The sequence below is a fragment of the Gordonia aquimaris genome, from assembly GCF_026262595.1.
Classification (GTDB): domain Bacteria; phylum Actinomycetota; class Actinomycetes; order Mycobacteriales; family Mycobacteriaceae; genus Gordonia; species Gordonia tangerina.
This window is the reverse complement of the sequence record NZ_JAPKFM010000005.1, coordinates 156,713-180,301: the sequence shown is the minus strand read 5'-3', so window position 1 is coordinate 180,301 and position 23,589 is coordinate 156,713. Positions and strand designations below refer to the sequence as shown.

At 67.3% G+C, this 23,589-nt stretch carries 21 protein-coding genes; all 21 read right to left on the bottom strand.

Translation table 11 applies throughout. The features are described from left to right. Positions 1–28: 28 nt before the first annotated feature. The 21 genes from OSB52_RS07555 to hisD all read right to left on the bottom strand — a co-directional run bounded on the left by OSB52_RS07555 (position 29) and on the right by hisD (position 23,441). Positions 29–505: a hypothetical protein gene (locus tag OSB52_RS07555; RefSeq protein ID WP_266061053.1), complete on the bottom strand. Its 477-nt coding sequence runs from the start codon at positions 503–505 to the stop codon at positions 29–31. Positions 506–530: 25 nt separating this feature from the next. Beyond that, positions 531–1,406 carry an acyl-CoA thioesterase gene (locus OSB52_RS07550; protein WP_266061051.1) on the bottom strand — a complete coding sequence of 292 codons (876 nt, stop codon included), beginning with the start codon at positions 1,404–1,406 and terminating at the stop codon, positions 531–533. Between the two features lie 227 nt (positions 1,407–1,633). Then, positions 1,634–3,067: a pyruvate kinase gene (gene pyk, locus OSB52_RS07545; RefSeq protein WP_266061050.1), complete on the bottom strand. Its 1,434-nt coding sequence runs from the start codon at positions 3,065–3,067 to the stop codon at positions 1,634–1,636. Positions 3,068–3,171: 104 nt separating this feature from the next. Beyond that, positions 3,172–4,677, bottom strand: coding sequence for a glutamate synthase subunit beta (locus OSB52_RS07540; protein WP_266061049.1), 1,506 nt, complete (start codon positions 4,675–4,677; stop codon positions 3,172–3,174). After that, the gene (gene gltB / locus OSB52_RS07535; protein WP_266061048.1) at positions 4,670–9,241 is read right to left on the bottom strand and encodes a glutamate synthase large subunit; all 4,572 of its coding nucleotides are present in this window, start codon (positions 9,239–9,241) and stop codon (positions 4,670–4,672) included. Before gltB ends, OSB52_RS07540 begins: the two co-directional genes overlap by 8 nt. A gap of 208 nt (positions 9,242–9,449) precedes the next feature. Beyond that, positions 9,450–10,787, bottom strand: a complete 1,338-nt coding sequence (gene lgt, locus OSB52_RS07530) for a prolipoprotein diacylglyceryl transferase (RefSeq protein WP_308203658.1) — start codon at positions 10,785–10,787, stop codon at positions 9,450–9,452. A 34-nt stretch (positions 10,788–10,821) separates the two neighbouring features. Then, positions 10,822–11,643, bottom strand: a complete 822-nt coding sequence (gene trpA / locus OSB52_RS07525) for a tryptophan synthase subunit alpha (RefSeq protein ID WP_235723152.1) — start codon at positions 11,641–11,643, stop codon at positions 10,822–10,824. After that, positions 11,640–12,956, bottom strand: coding sequence for a tryptophan synthase subunit beta (trpB, locus tag OSB52_RS07520; RefSeq protein ID WP_235723153.1), 1,317 nt, complete (start codon positions 12,954–12,956; stop codon positions 11,640–11,642). Before trpB ends, trpA begins: the two co-directional genes overlap by 4 nt. Positions 12,957–13,017: 61 nt before the next feature. Next, complete coding sequence (gene trpC / locus OSB52_RS07515; RefSeq protein ID WP_235723154.1) at positions 13,018–13,836, bottom strand: indole-3-glycerol phosphate synthase TrpC; 819 nt, start codon at positions 13,834–13,836, stop codon at positions 13,018–13,020. Positions 13,837–13,929: 93 nt separating this feature from the next. Then, positions 13,930–14,811: a TIGR02234 family membrane protein gene (locus tag OSB52_RS07510; protein ID WP_235723155.1), complete on the bottom strand. Its 882-nt coding sequence runs from the start codon at positions 14,809–14,811 to the stop codon at positions 13,930–13,932. Further along, on the bottom strand, positions 14,808–16,361 hold the full coding sequence (locus OSB52_RS07505) for an anthranilate synthase component I (protein ID WP_266061046.1): 1,554 nt from the start codon (positions 16,359–16,361) through the stop codon (positions 14,808–14,810). The genes OSB52_RS07510 and OSB52_RS07505 overlap by 4 nt, the downstream gene beginning before the upstream one ends. After that, positions 16,358–16,537 carry a tautomerase family protein gene (locus tag OSB52_RS07500; protein WP_066162994.1) on the bottom strand — a complete coding sequence of 60 codons (180 nt, stop codon included), beginning with the start codon at positions 16,535–16,537 and terminating at the stop codon, positions 16,358–16,360. Before OSB52_RS07500 ends, OSB52_RS07505 begins: the two co-directional genes overlap by 4 nt. An 82-nt stretch (positions 16,538–16,619) precedes the next feature. Next, positions 16,620–16,967: a phosphoribosyl-AMP cyclohydrolase gene (gene hisI, locus OSB52_RS07495; RefSeq protein WP_235723157.1), complete on the bottom strand. Its 348-nt coding sequence runs from the start codon at positions 16,965–16,967 to the stop codon at positions 16,620–16,622. Next, entirely contained in the window at positions 16,967–17,740 is a 774-nt protein-coding gene (gene hisF / locus OSB52_RS07490; protein ID WP_235723158.1) for an imidazole glycerol phosphate synthase subunit HisF, read from the bottom strand. The genes hisI and hisF overlap by 1 nt, the downstream gene beginning before the upstream one ends. Further along, positions 17,737–18,597, bottom strand: coding sequence for an inositol monophosphatase family protein (locus OSB52_RS07485; protein ID WP_235723159.1), 861 nt, complete (start codon positions 18,595–18,597; stop codon positions 17,737–17,739). The genes hisF and OSB52_RS07485 overlap by 4 nt, the downstream gene beginning before the upstream one ends. Positions 18,598–18,611: 14 nt before the next feature. Further along, positions 18,612–19,355: a bifunctional 1-(5-phosphoribosyl)-5-((5-phosphoribosylamino)methylideneamino)imidazole-4-carboxamide isomerase/phosphoribosylanthranilate isomerase PriA gene (gene priA / locus OSB52_RS07480; protein WP_235723160.1), complete on the bottom strand. Its 744-nt coding sequence runs from the start codon at positions 19,353–19,355 to the stop codon at positions 18,612–18,614. Continuing rightward, entirely contained in the window at positions 19,348–19,701 is a 354-nt protein-coding gene (locus OSB52_RS07475) for a hypothetical protein (RefSeq protein ID WP_235723161.1), read from the bottom strand. Before OSB52_RS07475 ends, priA begins: the two co-directional genes overlap by 8 nt. Continuing rightward, positions 19,698–20,342 carry an imidazole glycerol phosphate synthase subunit HisH gene (gene hisH, locus OSB52_RS07470; RefSeq protein WP_235723162.1) on the bottom strand — a complete coding sequence of 215 codons (645 nt, stop codon included), beginning with the start codon at positions 20,340–20,342 and terminating at the stop codon, positions 19,698–19,700. Before hisH ends, OSB52_RS07475 begins: the two co-directional genes overlap by 4 nt. After that, positions 20,342–20,968, bottom strand: a complete 627-nt coding sequence (gene hisB, locus OSB52_RS07465; protein WP_235723163.1) for an imidazoleglycerol-phosphate dehydratase HisB — start codon at positions 20,966–20,968, stop codon at positions 20,342–20,344. Before hisB ends, hisH begins: the two co-directional genes overlap by 1 nt. Then, positions 20,965–22,104, bottom strand: coding sequence for a histidinol-phosphate transaminase (locus tag OSB52_RS07460; protein ID WP_266061042.1), 1,140 nt, complete (start codon positions 22,102–22,104; stop codon positions 20,965–20,967). Before OSB52_RS07460 ends, hisB begins: the two co-directional genes overlap by 4 nt. Next, positions 22,101–23,441 (bottom strand): histidinol dehydrogenase, encoded by a 1,341-nt coding sequence (gene hisD, locus OSB52_RS07455; RefSeq protein ID WP_266061041.1) that lies wholly within the window; start codon positions 23,439–23,441, stop codon positions 22,101–22,103. Before hisD ends, OSB52_RS07460 begins: the two co-directional genes overlap by 4 nt. Between the last annotated feature and the right edge of the window lie 148 nt (positions 23,442–23,589).

Below are 23,589 nucleotides of genomic sequence, written 5' to 3'. Positions count from 1 at the left end.
AAGGGCACATGGGACAAGGGCACACGCGTCACGACACGGGGCGCAGCACTGCCCCTTCGCTGAGTGCGGACTCAGAAACGGTCTCCTGGAACGAATCTCCGATGCGTACAACGTAGCCACCCCGCGCGGCGGGCACATCGTCTGCGGTGAACGGCATCTCGCAGCGCCCGTCCTCGGTTCGCGGGGCGCCGAGTCGGGTGGACGCGAGTTCTTCGCCGGTCTCGTCATAGATCCGCACCGGCGATCGCGGTGCCATCTCGGTGGCACCGGTCGCGCACAGCACCACGCCGCGCGCTTCGAAGGAGGCCGCGGCGACCGAACCCACCATCAACGCGATGACGGCGACCGCTGCCAGCACCAATCCTGCGAGCGCACTGACCAGAATGATCGGCGAGCGTGTGCGGCGCTGCCAGGTGCGCTGCGGAAGCATCGGTCCGGGCTGCAGCCAGTATTCCGGCTGTGTATGCGGCCACCCATCCGAACGGGGCGGCGGGGCTGAGGTCATGGCGACCAGTGTGCCATCCGGGGGTTCAGCTTTTCGGTGGGAAGTATTTGATCAGCGCTTCTTGCACCACCGAGGTAGCCAGAGTGCCGTCGCGCATCCAGAAGCGTCCCGATCCCATGCCGCGCGAGCCCGATGCCACCGGAGAACGGGTGGCATAGAGCAGCCAATCATCGAAACGGAACTCGCGGTGAAACCACATCGAATGGTTCACCGTGGCGGCGAAAAGACGGTCGATCCCCCACGACAACCCGTGCGTGGTGATGATCGAGTCGAGGACGGTGGTATCCGAGGCATAACACATGGCGGCCACATGCATGATCGGATCGTCGGGCATCTCACCGTCAGTCTTCATCCAGACCCGATTGTCCTTGAGCTTCTCCCCTGCGTCGCGCACCTTCCAGGTCGGGTCGTTCGCGAAGCGGATATCGATCGGGTGCATAGCGTTCACGAAGGTCGCGATCCGATCCTCGTAACCCTTGAAATGCTCACCCAACGGTGGCAATTCCTCCGGGTAGGGCACCTGCGGGATCTCCACCGCGTGCTCGAGCCCGGCCGCATTGTCCTGAAAGGCCACCAGCATCGTGAACACCTCGGCACCGTCCTGCATGGCGGTGACCTGACGGTTTGCGAAGGCTTTCCCATCGCGGAACCGCGCGACGTGGTATTCGAGCGGCTTGTTCACGTCACCACCGCGGATGAAATGCGCGTGCAACGCGTGGATCGGCGGGTTGCCCCGGGTGAGGGTGCGCGATGCCGCGACCACACCCTGCCCAAGGAGCTGTCCGCCGAACGTGCGAGCCGTCTTCTGCTCGGGGTGCTGCCCGATGAAGATGTCGTCGTCGCGCTGTTCGACGTCGAGCAGGGCGAGCAGTTTACCGAGGTCCTCGGATTGTGCGGTCATGAGAGCACACCCTATGTGTTGAGGGTGCGGGGTCTCGATACGCCTCCTCGCTGCCGCTCGTCGGCTACTCGACCAGCGGAAAGGGCGCGCACTCCTCGGCTACCCGACCAGCGGAAAGGGTGCGCACTCCTCGGCTACCCGACCAGCGGAAAGGGCGCGCACTCCTCGGCTACCCGACCAGCGAAAAGGGCGCGCGCTCCTCGGCTACTCGACCTGCGGGAGGTGGGTCAGTGATCCTGTTCGCCGATGCGGTGGACGTGGATCATGTTGGTGGAGCCGACGGTGCCGGGCGGTGCGCCCGCGACGATCACCACCACGTCACCCTCCTTGAGGCGACCGATCTTCAGGAGCTGATGATCCACCTGGTCGATCATGTGGTCGGTGGTGTCGACGTGATCGACGATGAACGTCTCCGTGCCCCAACTCAATGCGAGCTGACTGCGCACCGCCTGGGTCGGGGTGAACGCGAGCAACGGCAGCCGTGAATGCAGCCGGGCCAGGCGCCGCACGGTGTCACCGGACTGGGTGAACGCCACGAGCGCCTTGACCTCCAGCCGCTCGCCGATGTCGCGGGCAGCATAGGAGATGATGCCCCGCTTGGTTCGCGGCACATGCGACAGCGGCGGCACATCACGCGAGCCGCCCTCGACGGCGCGGGCGATCTTGTCCATGGTCAGCACCGCATCGATCGGCCACTTGCCCACCGAGGTCTCACCGGAGAGCATTACCGCGTCTGCACCGTCGAGCACGGCGTTGGCGACATCAGAAGCCTCAGCGCGGGTCGGGCGCGAGTTCTCGATCATCGAGTCGAGCATCTGGGTCGCCACGATGACCGGCTTGGCGTTCTCGCGCGCCATCTGAATGGCCCGCTTCTGCACCAGCGGCACTTCTTCGAGGGGCAACTCGACACCGAGATCGCCGCGGGCGACCATGATGGCGTCGAAAGCCAGGACAATCGCCTCGAGGTTGTCGATCGCTTCCGGCTTCTCGAGCTTCGCGATCACCGGCACGCGCCGCCCGACACGGTCCATCACCTCGTGCACGATCTCGATGTCGGCCGGGCTGCGCACGAACGACAGAGCGATCATGTCGACGCCGAGTTTCAGGGCGAATTCCAGGTCGGCAATGTCCTTTTCCGACATCGCGGGCACCGAGACGTTCATCCCGGGCAGTGATAAACCCTTGTTGTTACTGACCGGACCGCCTTCGGTGACCCGGCAGACGACGTCGTTGCCGTCGATCGCGGTCGCGGTCAGCCCGACCTTGCCGTCATCGACCAGCAGGCGATCGCCCACCGATGCATCCTCGGCAAGCTGTTTGTAGGTGGTCGACACCCGATCCTGGGTACCTTCGATGTCGTCGACGGTGATCCGCACTTCGTCGCCGGTGTCCCACATGACCTCGCCGTTGAGCGTCCCTTCGTCGCGGAACTTCCCCAGCCGGATCTTGGGTCCCTGCAGGTCAGCCAGCACACCCACCGCTTTGCCTGCGGCGTCGCTGGCCTTGCGCACACGCGCATAGACCTCTCGATGGACATCGTGGGTGCCGTGGCTCATGTTCATCCGAGCCACATCCATGCCCGCCTCGACGAGCTCTTTCAGTTTCTCGTCCGAGCTTGTGGCCGGTCCGAGGGTGCAAACGATCTTTGTACGACGTGTCACTGTGATCACCTTAGTCCCGTTGCCACGCCATCTCTATCCCGGTGACGATTGGTCATCCGCTCGCCATGTCGGGTTGTCGAAATCACCATCGGACGAGTGAACACTCATCGCACTGACAGCGGCAAGGCCGACGGCCGGACCGGTGACGGCAGGTCCGATTCACCCATCAGGAACTCATCGACGGCCCGGGCGGTGGACCGTCCCTCCGCGATCGCCCACACCACCAGCGATGCCCCACGATGCGCATCCCCACACACGAACACCCCGGGCGCGTCGGTTTGCCAGTCGCTTCCACACGAGAGCGCCCCGCGCCGATTCGGCTCGATACCGAGGTCGTCGAGCAACTGACCCCTACGCACACCGGCAAAACCGATAGCGAAAAGGGCCAATTCACAAGGGATCTCGAACTCCTCACTGACCGGTGTCACCACTCGGCGACCATCGGGTTCCCGGGTGACCTCGACTTCCGCGAGGACCATCGCCGCAACGTTGCCGTTGGCATCGCCGACGAAACGCTGCACTGCCACCTCGTACTTGCGCACACCGCCCTCGGCGTGGGCCGAGGATGTGCGCATCACCAGTGGCCAGGTGGGCCACGGTGATCGGTCGTCGTCGCGGTCCTCGGGCAGCGCCGGATTGTAGTCGAGCTGCACCACCGATGCGGCACCTTGGCGATGTGCCGTACCCAAACAGTCCGCACCGGTGTCACCGCCGCCGATGATGACCACGTGTTTACCGGCCGCGGTGACCGGCGAGAGCCCGTCACCTTCGCATTCCTTGTTGGCCGGCACCAGATGCTCCATGGCCAGATGTACGCCGGCCAGGTCGCGTCCGGGGACAGGGTTGTCGCGTGCCTCCATCGCACCGATGGCCAAGACCACCGCGTCGTGCTTCGCCTGCAGATCGGCGACAGACAGATCAACACCCACATCACAATTGACGACGAATTCGGTACCTTCGGCTCGCATCTGCGCGACCCGGCGATCGATGTCGGACTTCGGCAGTTTGTACTCCGGGATGCCGTAGCGCAGCAATCCGCCGATCCGATCGTCCCGCTCGTAGACGGTCACGTCGTGACCGGCCCGGGTGAGCTGCTGAGCGGCCGCCAGACCCGCCGGCCCCGACCCCACCACACCGACCGACTTGCCCGATCGCGATGCCGGCGGCTCGGGCCCGATGATCGCCTCCGCCCACGATTCGTAGGCGATGGTCTTCTCGATGCGTTTGATGGTGACGCTGCCGCCGGTGGTGGCCTCCGAGATCGACAACACGCATGCGGCCTCACACGGTGCCGGACACACCAACCCGGTGAACTCGGGAAAATTGTTGGTGGCGTGCAACCTTGCGCTGGCCGCATCCCATCGTCCGCGACGCACCAGATCGTTCCACTCTGGGATCAGATTCCCCAGCGGACAACCGGCAGTGCCGGAGTGACAGAACGGGATCCCGCAGTCCATGCACCGGCGGGCCTGTTCGGACACATCAGTGAGCTCGAGCATCGGGTTGTCGGGATGGGCGTACACGTCGCCCCAGTCCTGCACCCGCTCGGCGACGGGACGGTACTTCGATTCCTTCTTCGGAACCTCCAGAAATCCGCGCGGATCAGCCACGTGCCGCCTCCATGATCGCTGAATCGACGTCGCGGCCTTCGGCTTCGGCCATCCGCGCCGCATCGAGAACCCGTTTGTAGTCGGTCGGCATCACCTTGGTGAAGCCCAGGCATCGCCGCGGCCAGTCGGCCAGCATCGACGCACCGATCGCCGAGCCGGTCAGTTCGGTGTGTCTGGTGATCGTGTCGTGCAGGAACTGTAGGTCGTCGGGATCCGGGCGAAGCAATTCGACCATGGCCATGTTCACCTTGGACTCGTCGAGGTCGTAGACGTATGCAATGCCGCCGGACATACCCGCCGCCAGATTGCGCCCGGTGGGTCCGAGGATCACCACCCGACCGCCCGTCATGTATTCGCAGGCATGGTCACCCACACCCTCGACCACCGCTGTGGCACCCGAATTGCGGACGGAGAACCGCTCGCCGACCCGTCCGCGCAGGTACACCTGACCCGACGTCGCGCCGTACAGGATGGTGTTTCCCGCGATCACCTGGTCTTCGGCGATGAACCACGCGTCGGGATTGGGCCGGACGATGATCTTGCCGCCACACAGCCCCTTGCCGACGTAGTCGTTGGTGTCGCCGGCAAGGCTGATGGTGACGCCCGGGGGCAGGAATGCGCCCAGCGACTGTCCGGCCGAACCGGTCAGGTTCACCGTGATGGTGTCCTCGGCCAGCCCCTCGGCACCGTAGCGGCGGGTCACCGCCGATCCGAGCAGGGTGCCGACTGTGCGGTTGACGTTGCGCACCGGCAGCTCCAGGGTGACCGGGTGGGCGTCCTCGAGCGCTCCTTCGGCGAGCTGGATGAAGGTCTGATCGAGCGCGCGGTCCAGGCCGTGATCCTGGCCGCGCAACCGGCGGGTGGGACCTTTGTCCTCGAACTTACGGAAGATAGGAGCGAGGTCGAGGCCCTTACTCTTCCAATGCGCGACGGCCTCATCGGTGTGCAGCCGCTGCGACTGCCCGATCGCTTCATCAAGAGTCCGATAACCCAACTGCGCCAGATACTTCCGGACGTCCTCGGCGACGAAGCGGAAGAAGTTGACCAGATGTTCGGCCTGACCGGTGAAACGTGAACGCAACACCGGGTTCTGCGTTGCGACACCTACCGGGCAGGTGTCGAGATGACAGACCCGCATCATGATGCAGCCGGCCACGATCAACGGTGCGGTGGAGAATCCGTACTCTTCGGCACCGAGCAGCGCCGCCATGATGACGTCGCGGCCGGTCCGCAGCGCACCATCACACTGCACGGTGATGCGGTCGCGTAACCCGTTGAGCATCAATGTCTGTTGAGCATCGGCGAGACCGATCTCCCAGGGGGTGCCGGCGTGTTTGAGCGACGTCAGCGGCGACGCGCCGGTGCCTCCGTCGTGACCGGAGATCAGCACCACGTCCGCGTGTGCCTTCGATACACCGGTGGCCACCGTGCCGACTCCGACCGCGCTCACCAGTTTCACGTGGATCCTCGCGTCGGCGTTGGCGTTCTTGAGGTCGTGGATGAGCTGGGCGAGATCCTCGATCGAGTAGATGTCATGATGCGGCGGCGGTGAGATGAGTGCAACGCCGGGCGTGGAATGACGGGTCTTGGCAATCCACGGATACACCTTGTAGGCGGGAAGCTGGCCGCCCTCACCGGGTTTCGCACCTTGGGCCATCTTGATCTGGATGTCGGTGGCGTTGGTCAGATAGTCGCTGGTAACGCCGAAACGCCCAGAAGCGACCTGCTTGACCGCACTGCGCCGCTCCGGGTCGTAGAGCCGGTCGACGTCTTCGCCGCCCTCACCGGAGTTGGATCGGCCGCCGATCCGGTTCATCGCGATGGCGATCGTCTCATGCGCCTCGGCCGAGATCGATCCATAGCTCATCGCGCCGGTGTTGAACCGCGTCATGATGGCTTCGGCCGGCTCGACCTCTTCGAGCGGGATAGGGTCGCGGGCACCGAGGTCGAAGTCGAACAGCCCGCGCAGTGTGCCACCTTCGCGGGACAGTTTGTCGACCTCGTCGGAGTACTTCTGGAAGACCTCCGCCTGGCCGGTCTTCGTCGCATGCTGCAGGAGGAAGATCGTCTCGGGGGTGAACAGATGCAGTTCACCCTCGCGGCGGTACTGGTATTCACCACCGACGTCGAGGCGCCGGTACACCTGTTCGGTCGGGTTCTCCGGGAACGCGCGGTGATGCCGCATACGTACTTCTTCGGCGAGTTCGTCGAGGCCCACACCCTCGATGCGCGACACGGTCCGCGTGAAGTACTCCTTGACCACCGCCGACGACAGGCCGACGGCCTCGAAAGCCTGTGCCCCGGTATATGAGCTGATGGTGGAGATACCCATCTTGCTCATCACCTTCAGCACGCCCTTGCCGAGCGCTTCGAGATAGTTGCGGGAAGCCTTCGACGGCGACACACCGATGAGTTCACCCTCGGCGATGAGGTCGTCGATCGTCTCCAACGCGAGGTACGGATTGACTGCGGCGGCACCGAAGCCGATGAGGGTGGCGATGTGGTGGACCTCGCGGGCATCGCCGGATTCGATCACCAGCGCGACCTTCGTGCGCTCCTTGGTGCGCACCAGATGGTGATGCACCGCCGATGTCGCCAGCAGCGACGGGATGGGGGCATGGTCGCGGTCGGTGTGGCGATCGGAGATCACCAATGTGGAGTGCCCCTCGGCGATCGCCTGACTCGCCCGGGTACGCAGATCTTCGAGGCCGGCGGCCAACCCGGCACCGCCGTCGTCGACGTCGTACAGGCTGTGCAGCACCTTCGCCGACAAACCGGGGTTGTCGCCGTCGTCATTGATGTGCACCAGTTTGGCGAGGTCGTCGTTGCCGATCACCGGCCAACGCAGCAGGATCTGGCGGCATGAGGCCGCGGTCGGGTTCAGCAGATTCTGTTCGGGTCCCATCACCCGTGCCATCGAGGTGACGATCTCCTCGCGGATGGCGTCCAATGGTGGGTTGGTGACCTGCGCGAACAGTTCGACGAAATAGTCGTAGAGCAGCCGGGAACGTTGGGACAACACGGCGACGGGGGTGTCGGTACCCATCGAACCGAGCGGCTCGTAGCCCGACGCGGCCATCGGTGTGAGCAGGACACGGAGATCTTCTTCGGTGTACCCGAACGACAGTTGCCGGCGGACCACGGTGTCGTGGTTGGGTTTGTACACCGGTCGCGCCGGCAGCGTTGCGATGTCGAGAAGTCCGGCGTGCAGCCACTCGTCGTAGGGTTCGGCGTCGATGAGGTCGGCCTTGATCTCCTCGTCGGGGACGATCCGGCCCTGCCGGGTGTCGACCAGAAACATCCGGCCGGGTTCGAGTCGCCCCTTGGCGATCACGTCGTCGACCGGGACGTCGAGGACGCCGGCCTCCGATGCCAAGATGACGCGGCCGTCGCGGGTCTGCCACCAGCGTCCGGGGCGCAGTCCGTTTCGGTCGAGGACGGCGCCCACCACCGCGCCGTCGGTGAAGGTGACACACGCGGGACCGTCCCATGCCTCCATCATCGAGGCGTTGAACTGCAGGAACGCGCGGCGCTTGGACTCCATGTGGGGCACGTTCTCCCATGCCTCGGGCACCATCAACATCACCGCGTGATGCACGCTGCGACCGCCGAGGTGTAGCAGTTCGAGTACCTCGTCGAGGGACGCCGAGTCCGACGCCTCCGGTGTGCAGATCGGGAATGCCCGCTTCAGGTCTCCGGGGATGAGGTCGGTCTCGAGCAGCGCCTCGCGCGCCCGCATTCGGTTGCGATTACCGCGCACGGTGTTGATCTCACCGTTGTGGGCAACGAACCGGAACGGGTGGGCCAGCGGCCACGAGGGAAAGGTGTTGGTGGAGAAGCGCGAGTGCACGATCGCGATGGCGCTGTGGCAGCGATCGTCGCGTAGGTCGTCGTAGTACAGCGGCAGCTGCATCGTGGTGAGCATGCCCTTGTAGACCATGGTCCGACTCGACAGCGACGGGAAGTACAGCCCGGTCCCGGCTTCGTCGATCTCGGCGGTGACACGTTCGGCCTGTTTGCGGAAGGGGTAGATGAAGCGGTCGAGTTCGAGGCCGCCAATGCGGCCGGCGCCGGCGGCGGGCTCGACGGTGACGAACAGCTGCATCATGTAGGGCATGCAGCCCAGTGCGGTTTCACCGATGTCGGCGCCGTCCGGGTCGACGGGCAGGTCGCGCCAACCGAGGATCGTGATGCCCTCGTCGGCGGCGAGTCCGGTCACCCGCTCGATCGCGCGTTCCCGCAACGCCGGGTCGACCGGCAGGAAGCAATTCCCGGCGGCGTAGGTGTTGTCGCCGGCGGCGGTGGGTGCGGGCAGGTCGAAGTCGACCACTGCCCGCAGCAACTCGTCTGGCAGCTGGATGAGGATGCCCGCACCGTCGCCCGAGTTGACCTCCGCGCCGGCAGCGCCGCGATGCTCGAGATTCTCAAGGGCGAGCAACCCGTCGGCGACGATCGAATGGGACCGACGGCCGTACACGTCGGTCACCATGGCAACGCCACAGGAATCGACTTCTGCTGCGGGGTCATACAACCCCTGTTTGGCCGGCAGCGCAGAAAACAACATCTCGAACCTCCACTCGACTCGTGACGAATCGCAATGCTCGATTGTCCTCAGGGACAACGCTGGCCCGTGGAGCAACATCGGCGACCGAGTCGGATGGGCTGATCCGGGACGCCGTGAAAAACCACTCTATCCGACCGAAACCAGCGGTGCCGATTTCCGCGCTGTGATCGATGCCGGATCGTCGTCCGGACGTGTGCCGGGCGGGCTGCTACTTGGCGTCGGTGTCGTCGGCGGTGTTGGCGGCGGTGTTGTCGGCGCCGTCCGAGGTTCCCTCGACGACATCCGGGGTTCCGTCGGCGTCGTCGGGGGTTCCGTCGGCGTCGTCGGGGGTTCCGTCGGCATCCTCGGGGGTTCCGTGGGCGTCGTCGGGGGCTCCCTCGGCCTGCTCGGCGGTGTCGCGGTCGGACTCGAGGACCCACGCGTCGCTGCTGCTCGACGACGTGATCGGTTCACCTTCCGCGTCCCGTGGGGTGTGCCGGGCGATCGCGGCAGCCAGCGCGTCCTGCGCAGAGCTCGGTTGTCGGTCGGCGGCGCGCGCTTGTTCGTCGACCTCATGATCGGGGCCGTCGGCGCGGTCATCGATGTAGCCGACCGCACCCATCGCCTCGAGTTCCTCGGCGCGGTCGGCGTGGTAGATCTCGAGCCCCTGCTCGCGACCCTTCGGCGCGACCAGGAAGTAGGCGGCCGCACAGGCGAACACCAGCACGGCGGTGAACACGTTGATGCGGGTGCCGAAGATATGGGTCGCGGGGTCCGAGCGCATCAGTTCGATGCCGAATCGGCCAACGCAGTAGCCCGCTACGTACAACGCGAACAGGCGCCCGTGGCCGATCCGGAACCTCCGGTCCACGGCGACGAGCACGATCACCACCGCGACGTTCCACAGCAATTCGTAGAGGAACGTCGGGTGCACCACTGCGACGACGGTCCCGTTCGACGTGCCCGAGATCAGGCCGGGGTCGGCGAAGCCGTTGGCGTCGACCCGCTCGTAGATCTCCAGTCCCCACGGCACGGTGGTCTCGCGGCCGTACAGTTCCTGGTTGAAGTAGTTGCCGAGTCGACCGATGGCTTGGGCCAGCAGGATCGCCGGGGCCAGTGCGTCGCCGAACGGCGGCAATTTGATGCCGTGGTGGCGCGCGCCGATCCAGGCCCCCAGCGCACCGAGCAGGACCGCACCCCAAATGCCGAGTCCGCCGTCCCAGATCTTGAGGGCGTCGATCGGGTCCTTGGGCCCGTCCCCGAAGTAGGTCTGCCAGTCGGTGGCGACGTGATAGAGCCGTCCGCCGATCAGGCCGAACGGCACCGCCCAGATCGCGACGTCGAGGACCTCACCATCCTGGCCGCCGCGGGCGATCCAACGCCGGTTGCCCCACCACACGGCGACGATGATCCCGACGATGATGCACAACGCGTACGCCCGGATCGGCACCGGACCGAGATGCCAGACACCCTCAGGAGGGCTCGGGATGTAGGCCAGGATCGTCGATGTCGGATGCGTCGATCCGGTGATCGTCGTCGGCCCAGCGAGGAGTGTCGGCACCGTCACGCTGCCACCCTAGCCGACCCGTGGTCGGCCCAGATCAGGGTGCCGTCGAGACCGGGGAACGCACCCCGTCGGCCAATTCGGAGACAAGAGATGCGAGGGCGTCGACACCTGTCTTCGCCGCGCTGACCAACGCCGACCCGACGATCACGCCGTCCGCGTAGCCCGCAATCTGCGCCGCCTGCACCCCGCTGCGCACACCGAGACCCACGCCGATCGGGATGTCGGAGTGGGTGCGAACCCGCGCGCACAGTTCCGGTGCCGCGTCGGACACGGCGTCGCGCGCCCCCGTGACACCCATCGTGGACGCGGCGTAGATGAATCCGCGCGAGGCGTCGACCGTCATGGCCAGGCGCTCGGCCGTCGAGGACGGGGCGACCAGATAGATCCGGTCGAGGTCGTGCTCATCGGAGGCGGCATGCCATTCGGCGCCCTCTTCGGGAATGAGGTTCGGGGTGATCATTCCGGCCCCACCGGCCGCAGCCAGGTCGCGCGCGAACCGATCCACCCCGTACTGCAGAACTGGATTCCAGTAGCTCATCACCACGGCCTGCCCACCGGCATCGGCAATGGCCTGCACGGCGGTGAACACGTCTCGGACGCGGACCCCGCTGCTCAGGGCGGTGTCGGCAGCCTCTTGGATGGTCGGTCCGTCCATCACCGGGTCGGAGTACGGGACGCCGACCTCGATGATGTCGCAGCCGGCGGCCACCATCGTGCGGAAGGACTCCAGCGACGTCTCCACGGTGGGATAACCAACCGGAAGATAGCCGATCAGGGCGCCGCGGCCTTCGTCACGGCACCTCGCGAAAGTGGCGCCGAGCCGGGACGGAGCGGTGTGTCGGATCGTGGCGGTCATACCGTCTCCCCCGTCTGTTCGCCGCCCGCGGACGCCTCGTCCTGTGACGGCGGTTTGTCGAACAGCTCGAACCAGCGGGCAGCCGTGTCGACGTCCTTGTCTCCGCGACCGGACAGACTCACCACGATGATCGCGCCGTCACCGAGCTCACGGCCCAGCTTCAGCGCACCGGCCACCGCGTGCGCGGACTCGATCGCGGGGATGATCCCCTCCCGACGACTCAACAGGGCCAACGCATCCATCGCTTCGGCATCGGTGATCGGCCGGTACGTGGCCCGCCCGATGTCTTTGAGGTAGGCGTGCTCGGGTCCGACCCCGGGATAGTCGAGTCCGGCCGAGATCGAGTGCGACTCGGTGGTCTGCCCGTCTTCGTCCTGCAACAGATAGGAGTACGCGCCCTGAAACGCGCCCGGGGTGCCGCCGGTGAACGTGGCCGCATGCCGACCGGTCTCGACGCCGTCGCCGGCCGCTTCGAACCCCACCAGGCGGACGTCGGTGTCGTCGATGAACGGGTGGAAGATGCCGATGGCGTTGGACCCGCCACCGACACAAGCGGTCACCGCGTCGGGGAGCCGCCCGGCCTGCTCCAGGATCTGTGCGCGTGCCTCCAACCCGACCACCCGCTGCAGATCGCGCACCATCATCGGGAACGGGTGCGGGCCGGCGGCGGTGCCGAAGCAGTAATAGGTGTTGTGCGCGTTGGTGACCCAGTCACGCATGGCCTCGTTGATGGCGTCCTTGAGGGTCGCCGAGCCGTTGTCCACCGCGATCACGTCCGCGCCGAGCAGCCGCATCCGCGCCACGTTCAGGGCCTGCCGGTCGGTGTCCACGCGGCCCATGTAGACCACGCACTCCAGGCCGAGCAGTGCACACGCGGTCGCCGTCGCCACCCCGTGCTGTCCGGCACCGGTTTCGGCGATGACCCGGGTCTTGCCCATCCGCTGCGCGAGCAGCGCCTGACCCAGCACGTTGTTGATCTTGTGGGATCCGGTGTGGTTGAGGTCTTCGCGCTTGAGGAAGATCCGCGCCCCACCGGCCGCCTCACGCAGCCGCTTCGCCTCGTACATCGGAGACGGCCGTCCGGTGTAGTCACGCTGTAACCGGTCGAGTTCGGCGAGGAAGTCGTCGTCGGACCGGACCTTCTCGTAGGTGGTGGTGACCTCGTCGATCACCGCCATCAGGGCTTCGGGTACATGACGGCCGCCGTACACACCGAAATGCCCGCCCTGATCGGGTTCGATGGAGGTGCGCGATGCCAAGCCGGCGCTCGCTGTCGGATACCTGACGTCTGAGCTGTGGGTGTTGGCGGTCACTGTTCTCTCGTCGTACTGGCAGGGGTGGGAAGCAAGGGTTTCGCCGGGACCGAACCGCCGGTCAGCGAACCGGTTTCGGGCAGGACGGATGCGTACCGGCGGTAACCAACTCCGAGACGGCGGCCCGCGGATCACCACTGGTGACGAGTCCCTCGCCGACCAGCACGGCGTCCGCGCCGGCACCGGCGTAGGCGAGCAGGTCTGCCGTGCCGCGTACACCCGACTCCGCTATCCGGATCACCTGGGTGGGCAAGCCGGGGGCGATCCTGGCGAAACTGTCGCGATCGACCTCGAGGGTCTTGAGATTGCGGGCGTTGACGCCGACCACCGATGCTCCGGCCTCCAGCGCGCGGTCGGCCTCTTCTTCGGTGTGCACCTCCACCAGAGCGGTCATGCCCAGACTCTCGGTGCGGTCCAGCAGTGCGGCGAGAACATTCTGTTCCAAGGCCGCCACGATCAGCAGGATCACATCGGCGCCGTGCGCGCGGGCCTCGTGAATCTGGTAGGGCCCGACGATGAAGTCCTTGCGCAACACCGGGATGTTCACCGCGGCGCGCACACTGTCGAGGTCGGCCAGCGACCCGCGGAAGCGCCGTTCCTCGGTGAGCACGCTGATGATGCGCGCACCACCGGCTTCATAGGCGCTCGCGAGATCCGCCGGATCACCGATGGCGGCCAGATCACCCTTCGATGGGCTGGCCCGCTTGACCTCGGCGATCACGCCGATGCCGGGCTGACGCAATGCGGCCATCGCGTCCTTGGCTTCTGGAGCCTTGGCCGAGGCCGCCTTGATCGCGGCATAGTCGATGACGGCCTCGCGTGCGGCCACGTCGGCTCGCACTCCTTCGATGATGGAGTCGAGGACAGTTGGCGTACTCACGCGGGTGGCCCCCTTTCGGTGTTCGTGTGCTCTCAGCGTAAACCGGTGCCGGATCTGCGTTGTGCCCGGGTTGGCCGATCAGCCGCGGTCGGATCATCGGTTGTCGGGCTCGTCGGATCGACCGTCCGATGGCGCCTGTGGCGGGTCCGCGCGGGGCCCGGCCTCGGGACCGGTGGCCGAGGTGTCGCCGTCGACGTCGGTGGGGTCGATCCCGGTGTCCAACGCGTCCCACATCATGCGTTCGTTCGCGGGCGGTGCGTCGTTACCTCCCGCAGGGTCGTCGGCACGCGCGGGGCGGCTCGCGGGCGCCACACCACCGTCCTGGCCGTCCGGCTGGTGTCGGCGCTGCTCGTGCTCGGCGAAGATCTGGCGTTCCAACTCTTCCCGACGCGCGCCCGGCGTCTGGTACTTCGATGACATGCCCGACGCCCCGCCGGCAACCCGCAGCAGCAGGACCCCGGCCAGCACCGAGCACAACGACCCCACCAGAACGACAGCCGCAGCCCAGTCGACAGTGGTGATGAGCAGCACCTGAAAGCGCCCGGGGATGTCGGCGGCGCTCGCGGCGTAGTCGGAATCGGCGCCGCCGGTGATCAGGGAGAGCGCCGGTACCGCCGAGAGCACTCCGGCCGCCGCCACAAGGATCGCGATCACGCGCAATCCCCAACCACGCAGCGAGAAGGCGGCCAGGATAGCCGCCAGCAAGACCAGCGCGAGCGGGGTCAGCCAGGGACTCCAGTCCGAGCCTTTGACCTCGAATGTCCGCGGCGGCGCCAACCCGTCGGAGGCGAGCACCCGACACCACACCAGCCGCGACGCCGACCACAGCGCGAGCGCCGACACCGCCAGCAGAACGGCGGCCAGCACCTGGCGCCGACGCAGATACGCCTTGGTCGACTCGGCCGGATCGAGACGCGAGGGCGCCGAGCCCGACGGCGTCCGCCCGGCGGATTCGGCCGGCTCCGGGGTGCTCATTGCGACGCCTTCCCGGTGCCGGACCCGACCCGCTCCATCGTCGCGGCCGCCGCCACCGCATTGAGGACCGCGGTGGCCTTGTTGCGCGCCTCGTTGTATTCGTATTCGGGTTCGCTGTCAGCGACCACACCGCCGCCGGCCTGCACGAAGGCCCGACCGTCGGCCATCAGGGCGGTACGGATCGCGATGGCCGTGTCCGCGTCGCCGGCAAAGTCGAGATAGCCGACGATGCCGCCATACAGTCCGCGGCGCGTCAGTTCGTGCTCATCGATCAGTTCCATCGCGCGCACCTTGGGCGCCCCGGTGAGTGTGCCCGCCGGAAAGCATGCGGTGACCGCGTCGAGCGCATGCTGATCGTCGCGCAGTTCGCCCGAGACCGTGGACACCAGGTGCATGACGTGGCTGTAGCGCTCGACGTGACGGTAGTCGCCGACCTTGACGGTGCCCGGGCGGCAGACCCGGCCGAGGTCGTTGCGCCCGAGGTCGACGAGCATGAGGTGTTCGGCGTTCTCCTTCTCGTCCTCCACGAGTCCCTTGGCGAGCAGGTGGTCCTCTTCCTCGGTGGCACCCCGCCACCGGGTGCCGGCGATCGGGTGGGTGGTGGCGACGCGGTCCTGCACCGTCACCAACGCTTCCGGGCTGCTGCCGACGATGGTGAACGGCCCTCCGCCCACGGGTCCGCTGCCGAGCGCACCGGGCATGCGCAGCAAATACATGTAGGGACTCGGATTCGATGCCCGCAACACCCGGTAGACGTCGATCGGGTCGGCGTCGGTGGCCATCTCGAAGCGCTGGGACGGCACGATCTGGAAGGCTTCGCCTGCCTCGATCTCGCCGACCAGGTCGGTGACGATCTCGCTGTACTCCGCGAGGGTGCGCTGCGCCGAGTACTCCGGGGTGGGCCGATCGTAGTGCGACACGGTCGACGGAGCCGGCGCGGCGAGTGCCTCGGTCATCCGGTCGAGCCGGGCGACCGCGTCGACGTAGGCCTCGTGGACCCGGTCGTCGGACCCGTCCCAGTTCACCGCGTTGGCGATCAGGGTGATGGTGCCCTCGTGGTGATCGACTGCGGCGAGGTCGGTGGCCAGCAGCATCATCATGTCCGGTAGGCCGAGATCGTCGACGGTGGTCTCGGGGAGGCGCTCGAGTCGTCGCACCATGTCGTAGGCGAAGAATCCGACGAAGCCGCCGGTGAGCGGTGGCATGTCCGGGAACCGGTCGGTGGCCAGCAGTCGCAGCGACTCGGCGAGCACCGCCAGCGGATCGCCACCGTCAGGCGCGCCGTTGGGCACTTCGCCCCACCAGCGCGCTTCGCCATCGACGACGGTGAGCGCGGACGGCGACCGCACCCCGATGAACGACCACCGCGACCACGAGCGGCCGTTCTCCGCCGACTCGAGCAGGAAGGTGCCCTCCCGGTCACCGGCGAGTTTGGCATATGCCGACAACGGGGTCTCGGAGTCGGCGAGGACCTTTCGGGTAACCGGCACCACTCGATGATCGGCGGCCAGATCCAGGAACTCGTCGAGGGTGGTGGTCGCGGCGCTCATCCCAGCGGCTCGCCGCCGACGCCCCACTGCTGGCGGGGTACCTCGGTGATGGTCACCCACACCGAGTCGGGGTTCTTCCCGGTCGCCTTGGCATACGCCTCGGTCACCGCCGCGATGGTCTCGCGCTTGACCCGGTCGGACAGGCCCGGGGTCTGCGAGATCTGGATCAGTGGCATGGACGCCGTCACCGCCTTTCTGGTGGAGGACAGGGCTCGTTCATTCTCCCGCGGTGCCGGACTGCCGACCGGCAGGGGTGGTTCAGTCGGTCGACGTCAACAGCGAAGGGGTGTCGAAACAGCTGTGATTGCCGGTGTGGCACGCCGCGCCCACCTGGTCGACGACCAGCAACACGGTGTCGCCGTCACAGTCGAGGCGGACATCGTGCACGTACTGGGTGTGTCCGCTCGTCTCCCCCTTGACCCAGTACTGCCGGCGCGAGCGCGAGTAGTAGGTCGCGCGCCGGGTGGTCAGGGTCTGTTCGAGGGCGGCGTCGTCCATCCACGCCATCATCAGCACGGTGCCGGTGCCACGTTCCTGGGCGATGGCGGCGAACAGCCCATCGTCGTTGCGCTTGAGCTGTGCGGCGAGGTCGGGGTCGAGGGCCATCACCGCACCGTGATTCCCTCGGCGTTCATCGCGGCCTTGACCTCACCGATGCCGAGTTCACCGAAGTGGAAGACCGACGCCGCCAGAACGGCGTCGGCTCCGGCCTGGACTGCGGGGGCGAAGTCGGCGACAGCGCCGGCACCGCCGCTGGCGATCACCGGGACCTCGACGGCTGCCCGCACCGCGGCCAGCATCCGGAGGTCGAATCCCCGTTTGGTCCCGTCGGCGTCCATGGAGTTGAGCAGGATCTCCCCCACGCCCAGTTCCTGACCGCGTCGCGCCCACTGCACCGCGTCGATCCCGGTCCCGCGCCGGCCACCGTGAGTGGTGACCTCCCAGCCCGACGGTGTGGGCTGTTCCCCGGCCGGGACCGTGCGGGCATCCACCGACAAGACTATGCACTGGGAGCCGTAGCGTCGGCTCATCTCGCCGAGCACCTCCGGCCGGGCGATGGCCGCGGTGTTGACGCTGACCTTGTCGGCACCGGCGCGCAGCATCGCATCCACGTCGTCGACGGTGCGGATGCCGCCGCCGACGGTGAGCGGGATGAAGATCTGGTCGGCGGTGCGCTTGACCACGTCGATCATCGTCGCGCGACCGGAACTCGATGCGGTGACGTCGAGGAAGGTCAGTTCGTCTGCCCCCTCGGTGTCGTACCGGGCGGCGAGCTCCACCGGATCACCCGCATCGCGCAGGTTCTGGAAGTTGACCCCTTTGACCACACGGCCGTCGTCCACGTCCAGGCACGGGATCACACGGATCGCGACAGTCATGAGGCTCCTCCGGTTGTGTCGGGTCGGGCACTGTGCGGCTGCGCGCCCCATTCGTCTCCGACGACCTCGGCGATCACCGCCATCAGTTCGGTGTGCAGGCGCGGCGCCGCGCACACCAGCGACGGCGACGAAGCGGTCCAAGGCGCTCCGCTGAGATCTGTGGCGACCCCACCTGCGGCGCGTACGAGTGCCGCTCCGGCGGCGTTGTCCCACGCGTGCCGGCCGAATGCGATCGCACCGCCGAAGACGCCCGCCGCGGTGTAGGCCATGTCCACGCCGGTGCTGCCGGTCATCCGCAGTCGGGACACCCGTGAGCTGAGCGCGCTCAACACATCGGCGCGACGCGCACCCGGGTAGCGGCCGTGGCCCGCCACGTTGAACGGGCCGTAGGAGACCACCGAAGACGCCAGTTCGGTGGGCTCCAGCGGTGCGACGGGGTGGCCGTCGACGTACAGCGGGCCGTCGACGTGTCCGGCGTAACGACGGCCCAACAACGGTAGCCAGGTCAGCCCGAGCACGGGTTCGCCGTCGACGAGCAACCCGAGCAGTATGCCGGTCAACGGCATCCCGGACGAATAGTTGTAGGTGCCGTCCACCGGGTCCAGCACCCAGACGGCGCCCTCGGTGACCGGCGGTCCACCGAACTCTTCGCCGTGCACCGGGATTGCGGTGCGTTCGGTGAGGTCGGCGGCGATCCGGCGTTCGAGATCGAGGTCGACCTGGGTGGCGAAGTCCGTCGCCCCCTTCTCGACCGCGCTGGGCGCCCCGAGGCCGTCGACGAAGTACTCGGCCACCGAGTCCAGGATCTCGCCCGCGGTGTGGAGCAGGGCCGTGTGGTCGGTCACGCTGCCATCCATCGCGCTGTCATCCATCACGCCCCGGCGACGGCGGTCAGTGCGTCGGGCAGGGTGAAGCGGCCGGCATAGAGGGCCTTGCCGACGATCGCGCCCTCCACCCCCTGCTCGACGAGACCCGAGATCGCGACGAGGTCGTCGAGTGCGGACACACCGCCCGAGGCGACGATGGGTGCGGACGTGGCAGCGGCAACCTCCGCGAGCAGGTCGAGGTTCGGTCCGCCGAGAGTGCCGTCCTTGGAGACGTCGGTGACCACGTAGCGGGCGCAACCGTCGCGGTCGAGTCGGGTCAACACCTCCCAAAGGTCACCCCCGTCGGTGACCCAGCCGCGGCCACGCAACCGATACGACTCGCCGTCCCGGATGACATCGAGACCGACGGCGATGCGGTCGCCGTGGCGGTCGATCGCTCGCGCGCACCAGTCCGGGTTCTCCAGCGCGGCGGTCCCGAGATTCACCCGCGCACACCCGGTGGCCAACGCGGCGTCCAGCGAATCGTCGTCGCGGATACCGCCGGAGAGCTCCACCTTGACGTCGAGCTCGCCGACGACCCCGGCGAGGAGCTCACGATTGTTACCCCGGCCGAAGGCCGCGTCGAGGTCGACCAGGTGGATCCACTCGGCTCCGTCGGTCTGCCAGGCCAGTGCCGCGTCTCGTGGCGACCCGTACGACGTCTCGGTGCCTGCGGCACCCTGGACGAGGCGGACGGCCTGACCGTCGGCGACGTCGACGGCCGGGAGGAGTTCAAGGGTCTTACCCATCGGTGGCGGAGTTCCTGTCTGTCGGTTCGGTGCGGCCCGGGTTCGGGTTGGGCGGTATCTGGGGCGAGGTGGGCGGCGCCTGAGGCGGTCGGGCGGTGGGCTGTTCGGTGGCCGCGCGCGCCGCAAGGATCTCGCGTTCGGCCGTGGCGATGATCCGGCGAGACACCGTACCGATCGCCGCGATCATCGCCAACACGGCGATCAGCGCGACGACCAGGCCGGCGACGGGTGACCACTGCGCGATGAGCAGGATGATCGGGATCGACACCAGTAGCACCAGCACCCCGGCACCCAGGGAGTACAGCACCATCTTGCCGAAGGAGAAGTGCGTGTCGTGAAGGCTCATCGGAGCGATTGCACCCAATTGCGGAGCAGATGGGCCCCGGCGTCTCCAGATTTCTCGGGATGGAACTGTGTGGCTGCGAGCGCACCGTTCTCGACTGCGGCGAGGAAACGGCCGCCGTGGTGGGCCCAGGTCAGTTTCGGCGCAGCCAACGGGGTGCCCTCGTTGTCCATCTCCCAGCTCTGTGCGGCGTAGGAATGCACGAAGTAGAAGCGGGCGTCGTCGTCGAGGCCGTCGAACAGCAGCGAGTCGGCCGGGGCGTCGACGGTGTTCCAGCCCATATGGGGCAGCACCGGGGCGGGCAGTCGGCTGACTGTGCCGGGCCACTCGCCGCAGCCGTCGGCCTCCACCCCGAACTCGACGCCGCGTTCGAACAGGATCTGCATACCCACGCAGATACCCAGAACGGGCCGTCCGCCTGCGAGGCGCTGGTCGATGATCCAGTCGCCCTTGACCTCCACCAGGCCCTCCATGCAGGCGGCGAACGCACCCACACCGGGTACCACCAGGCCATCGCAACCGATGGCGGTGTCGCGGTCGTCGGTGACCGTGACGTCGGCGCCGGCGCGTTCGAGCGCCCGCTGGGCCGACCGCAGATTGCCCGAGCCGTAGTCGAGGATCGTCACCGCGGGGGCGCCGGCCATCACAGCGCTCCCTTCGTCGACGGCACACCGGTAACGCGGGAGTCGTACTCGGTGGCCGCGCGTAACGCGCGGGCGACCGCCTTGAACTCGGCCTCGGTGATGTGATGCTGATCGCGTCCGTAGAGCACGCGGACGTGCAGTGCAATCCGTGCGTTGAGCGCGATCGACTCGAAGACGTGGCGGTTGATGACCGTCGAATACGGCACGCCCGGGTAGCCGCCGATCACCGCGGTCAGCAGGTGATCGGGTTCGCCGGTGTGCACGCAGTACGGCCGGCCGGAGACGTCGACGACGGCGTGCGCAAGCGTCTCGTCCATCGGGATGAAGCAGTCACCGAAGCGGCGGATGCCCTTCTTGTCACCCAGCGCCTCCCCCAGAGCCTGCCCCAGCACGATGGCGGTGTCCTCGATGGTGTGGTGACCCTCCACCTCGACGTCGCCGGTGGCCTCGACAGTCAGGTCGAAGCTGCCGTGCTGACCGAAGGCGGTCAGCATGTGGTCGAAGAACGCGATCCCGGTCGACACGTTGGTGATGCCGGTGCCATCGAGGTTGAGCTCGACGACGATCGACGACTCCTTGGTGGCGCGTTCGACGCGCGCGATCCGCGGTGCGGGCGTGGTGGTCACTCGGTTCTCTCCAGGTCGGTGGCTGCCAGGGTGCGGCTGACGGCGAGAAACGCGTCGTTCTCGGCTGCCAGTCCGATGGTGACACGCAGGTGTCCGGCGATGCCGACGTCACGGATCAACACGCCGTCGTCCAGGTAACGCTGCCAGCTCGCCGGGGCATCCCGGAACGGGCCGAACAGCAAGAAGTTCGCGTCGGAGTCGATCACCCGGTACCCGGCGGCCTCGAGTTCGGCCGCGACCCGCTTGCGTTCGACGATGATCGCCGCGACACCGGCGAGGGTGTCGTCGCGGTGGCGGAGTGCGGCGCGCGCGGCCGCCTGGGTGAGCACCGACAAGTGATATGGGAGCCGCACCAACTGCAACGCGTCGACGATGGCCGGCGACGCCGCGAGGTAGCCCAGACGTCCGCCGGCGAAGGCGAACGCCTTGCTCATCGTGCGGCTGACGACCACCTTGGTCGGGTACTCGTCGATCAACGCCACGGCACTGGGTTGTTCGGAGAATTCGCCGTAGGCCTCGTCGACGACGACGATGCCGGGTGCCACCCCGACGATGGCGCGCAGTTGGTCGTTGTCGATCGATCCCCCGGTGGGGTTGTTCGGCGAGGTCACGAAGACGACGTCGGGGCGCCGATTGGTCACCTCGGCGACCGCGTAGTCGACGTCGAGCGAGAAATCGGACGCGCGCACCGCGTGCAGCCAGGTGGTGTCGGTGCCGTCGGAGATGATCGGGTGCATCGAGTAAGAAGGGACGAACCCGAGTGCGCTGCGGCCCGGCCCGGCGAAGGCCTGCAACAGCTGCTGCAGGATTTCGTTGGAACCGTTTGCCGCCCAAAGATTCTCGGTGGTGAGCGCAACCCCGGTCGCCTCCGTGAGGTACTGGGCCAGGTCTGCGCGCAACGCGACGGCGTCACGGTCGGGGTAGCGGTGCAGTTCCGCGGCCGCCGTGCGTACCGATTCGGCGACGTCGGCGATCAGGGCGTCCGACGGCGGGTGCGGGTTCTCATTGGTGTTGAGCACCACGGACACCTTGAGTTGCGGTGCGCCGTAGGGGCTCTTGCCGCGCAGATTGTCGCGCAACGGCAGGTCGTCGATGGTCACGCCGAGCCCGGGAACCACCGTCTGCGGAGTGCTCACGCCTGCCCTCCGACGAATCGCTGCTTGATCGCATCACCGTGCCCGGGAAGATCTTCCGCATCGGCCAGGGTCACGACGTGGTCGGCGACATCGCGCAGCGCAGCTTCGTCGTAGTCGATGACGTGCACGCCTTTGAGGAAGGTCTGCACCGACAGCCCGGAGGCGAATCGAGCCGAGCCCGACGTCGGCAGAACGTGATTGGACCCGGCACAGTAGTCGCCGAGGCTCACCGGAGCGTAGGGCCCGACGAAGATCGCGCCCGCGTTGTGCACCCGGTCGGCGACTGCGGCGGCCTCACGGGTCTGGATCTCGAGGTGTTCGGCAGCATAGGCGTCGACCACGGCGAGGCCCGCCTCGAGGTCGTCGACGAGCACGATGCCGGACTGCTTGCCCGACAGCGCGGTGGTGACCCGTTCCCGGTGCTTGGTCGCGGCCACCTGCGCATCGAGCGCCTCGTCAACGGCGTCGGCGAGTTCGGCACTGTCGGTGACGAGCACCGAGGCCGCGAGCACATCGTGCTCGGCCTGACTGATCAGATCGGAGGCGAGGATGCCCGGATCGGCGCTGTCGTCGGCGAGGATCGCGATCTCGGTGGGTCCTGCCTCCGAGTCGATGCCGACCACACCTCGGCAGAGCCGCTTGGCGGCGGTGACATAGATGTTGCCCGGACCGGTGATGAGGTCGACCGGGTCGAGAACCGAGCGCGGGTCGTCGGCCGCATCGGTGTCGATGCCGCCATAGGTGAGCAGTGCGACACCCTGCGCACCACCGACCGCCCACACCTCGTCGACGCCGAGCAACGCGCACGCGGCGAGGATCGTCGGATGCGGCCAGCCACCGAACTCCTTCTGCGGCGGCGAGGCGATGACGAGCGAACCCACCCCCGCTTCTTGTGCGGGGACGACGTTCATGATCACCGACGACGGGTACACGGCGTTTCCGCCGGGCACATAGAGCCCGACCCGACGGACCGGAATCCACTTCTCGCTGACCACACCCCCGTCGACGACCTGTGTGCGCGTGGTCTCACGGCGTTGATCGGCGTGCACCATCCGGGCGCGGCCGATCGACTCGCGCAGCGCGTCGGCGACCGCCGGATCGAGCCGGTCGAGGGCGTCGGCGACAACGGCCGCGGGCACCCGCACCGACGTCGGACGCACACCGTCGAACTTCTCGCCGAAGCCGAGCGCCGCGTCGGCGCCCTGCTCAGAGACCGCGTGCACCACCGGCGCCACCGTATCGAGGACGGCGTTGACATCGGTGCCCCCGCGCGGCAGCGCACGTCGCAGCTCGGCGAGCGTGGGCGCGGTGCCGCGCAGGTCGGTTCGGGCGAGCATGATCATCTCCTGTTGTGCTGGGATTTCCCGTCCAGGATATGGGGTGACGCCACCCGGTTTCGAATCCGGTCGGTGGCGCCAACGCAATTGCGCAGCCGCCGAGTTCCCGCGCATGTCGCGAGGTGCGCCCGAACGCGATGGCGGCGCG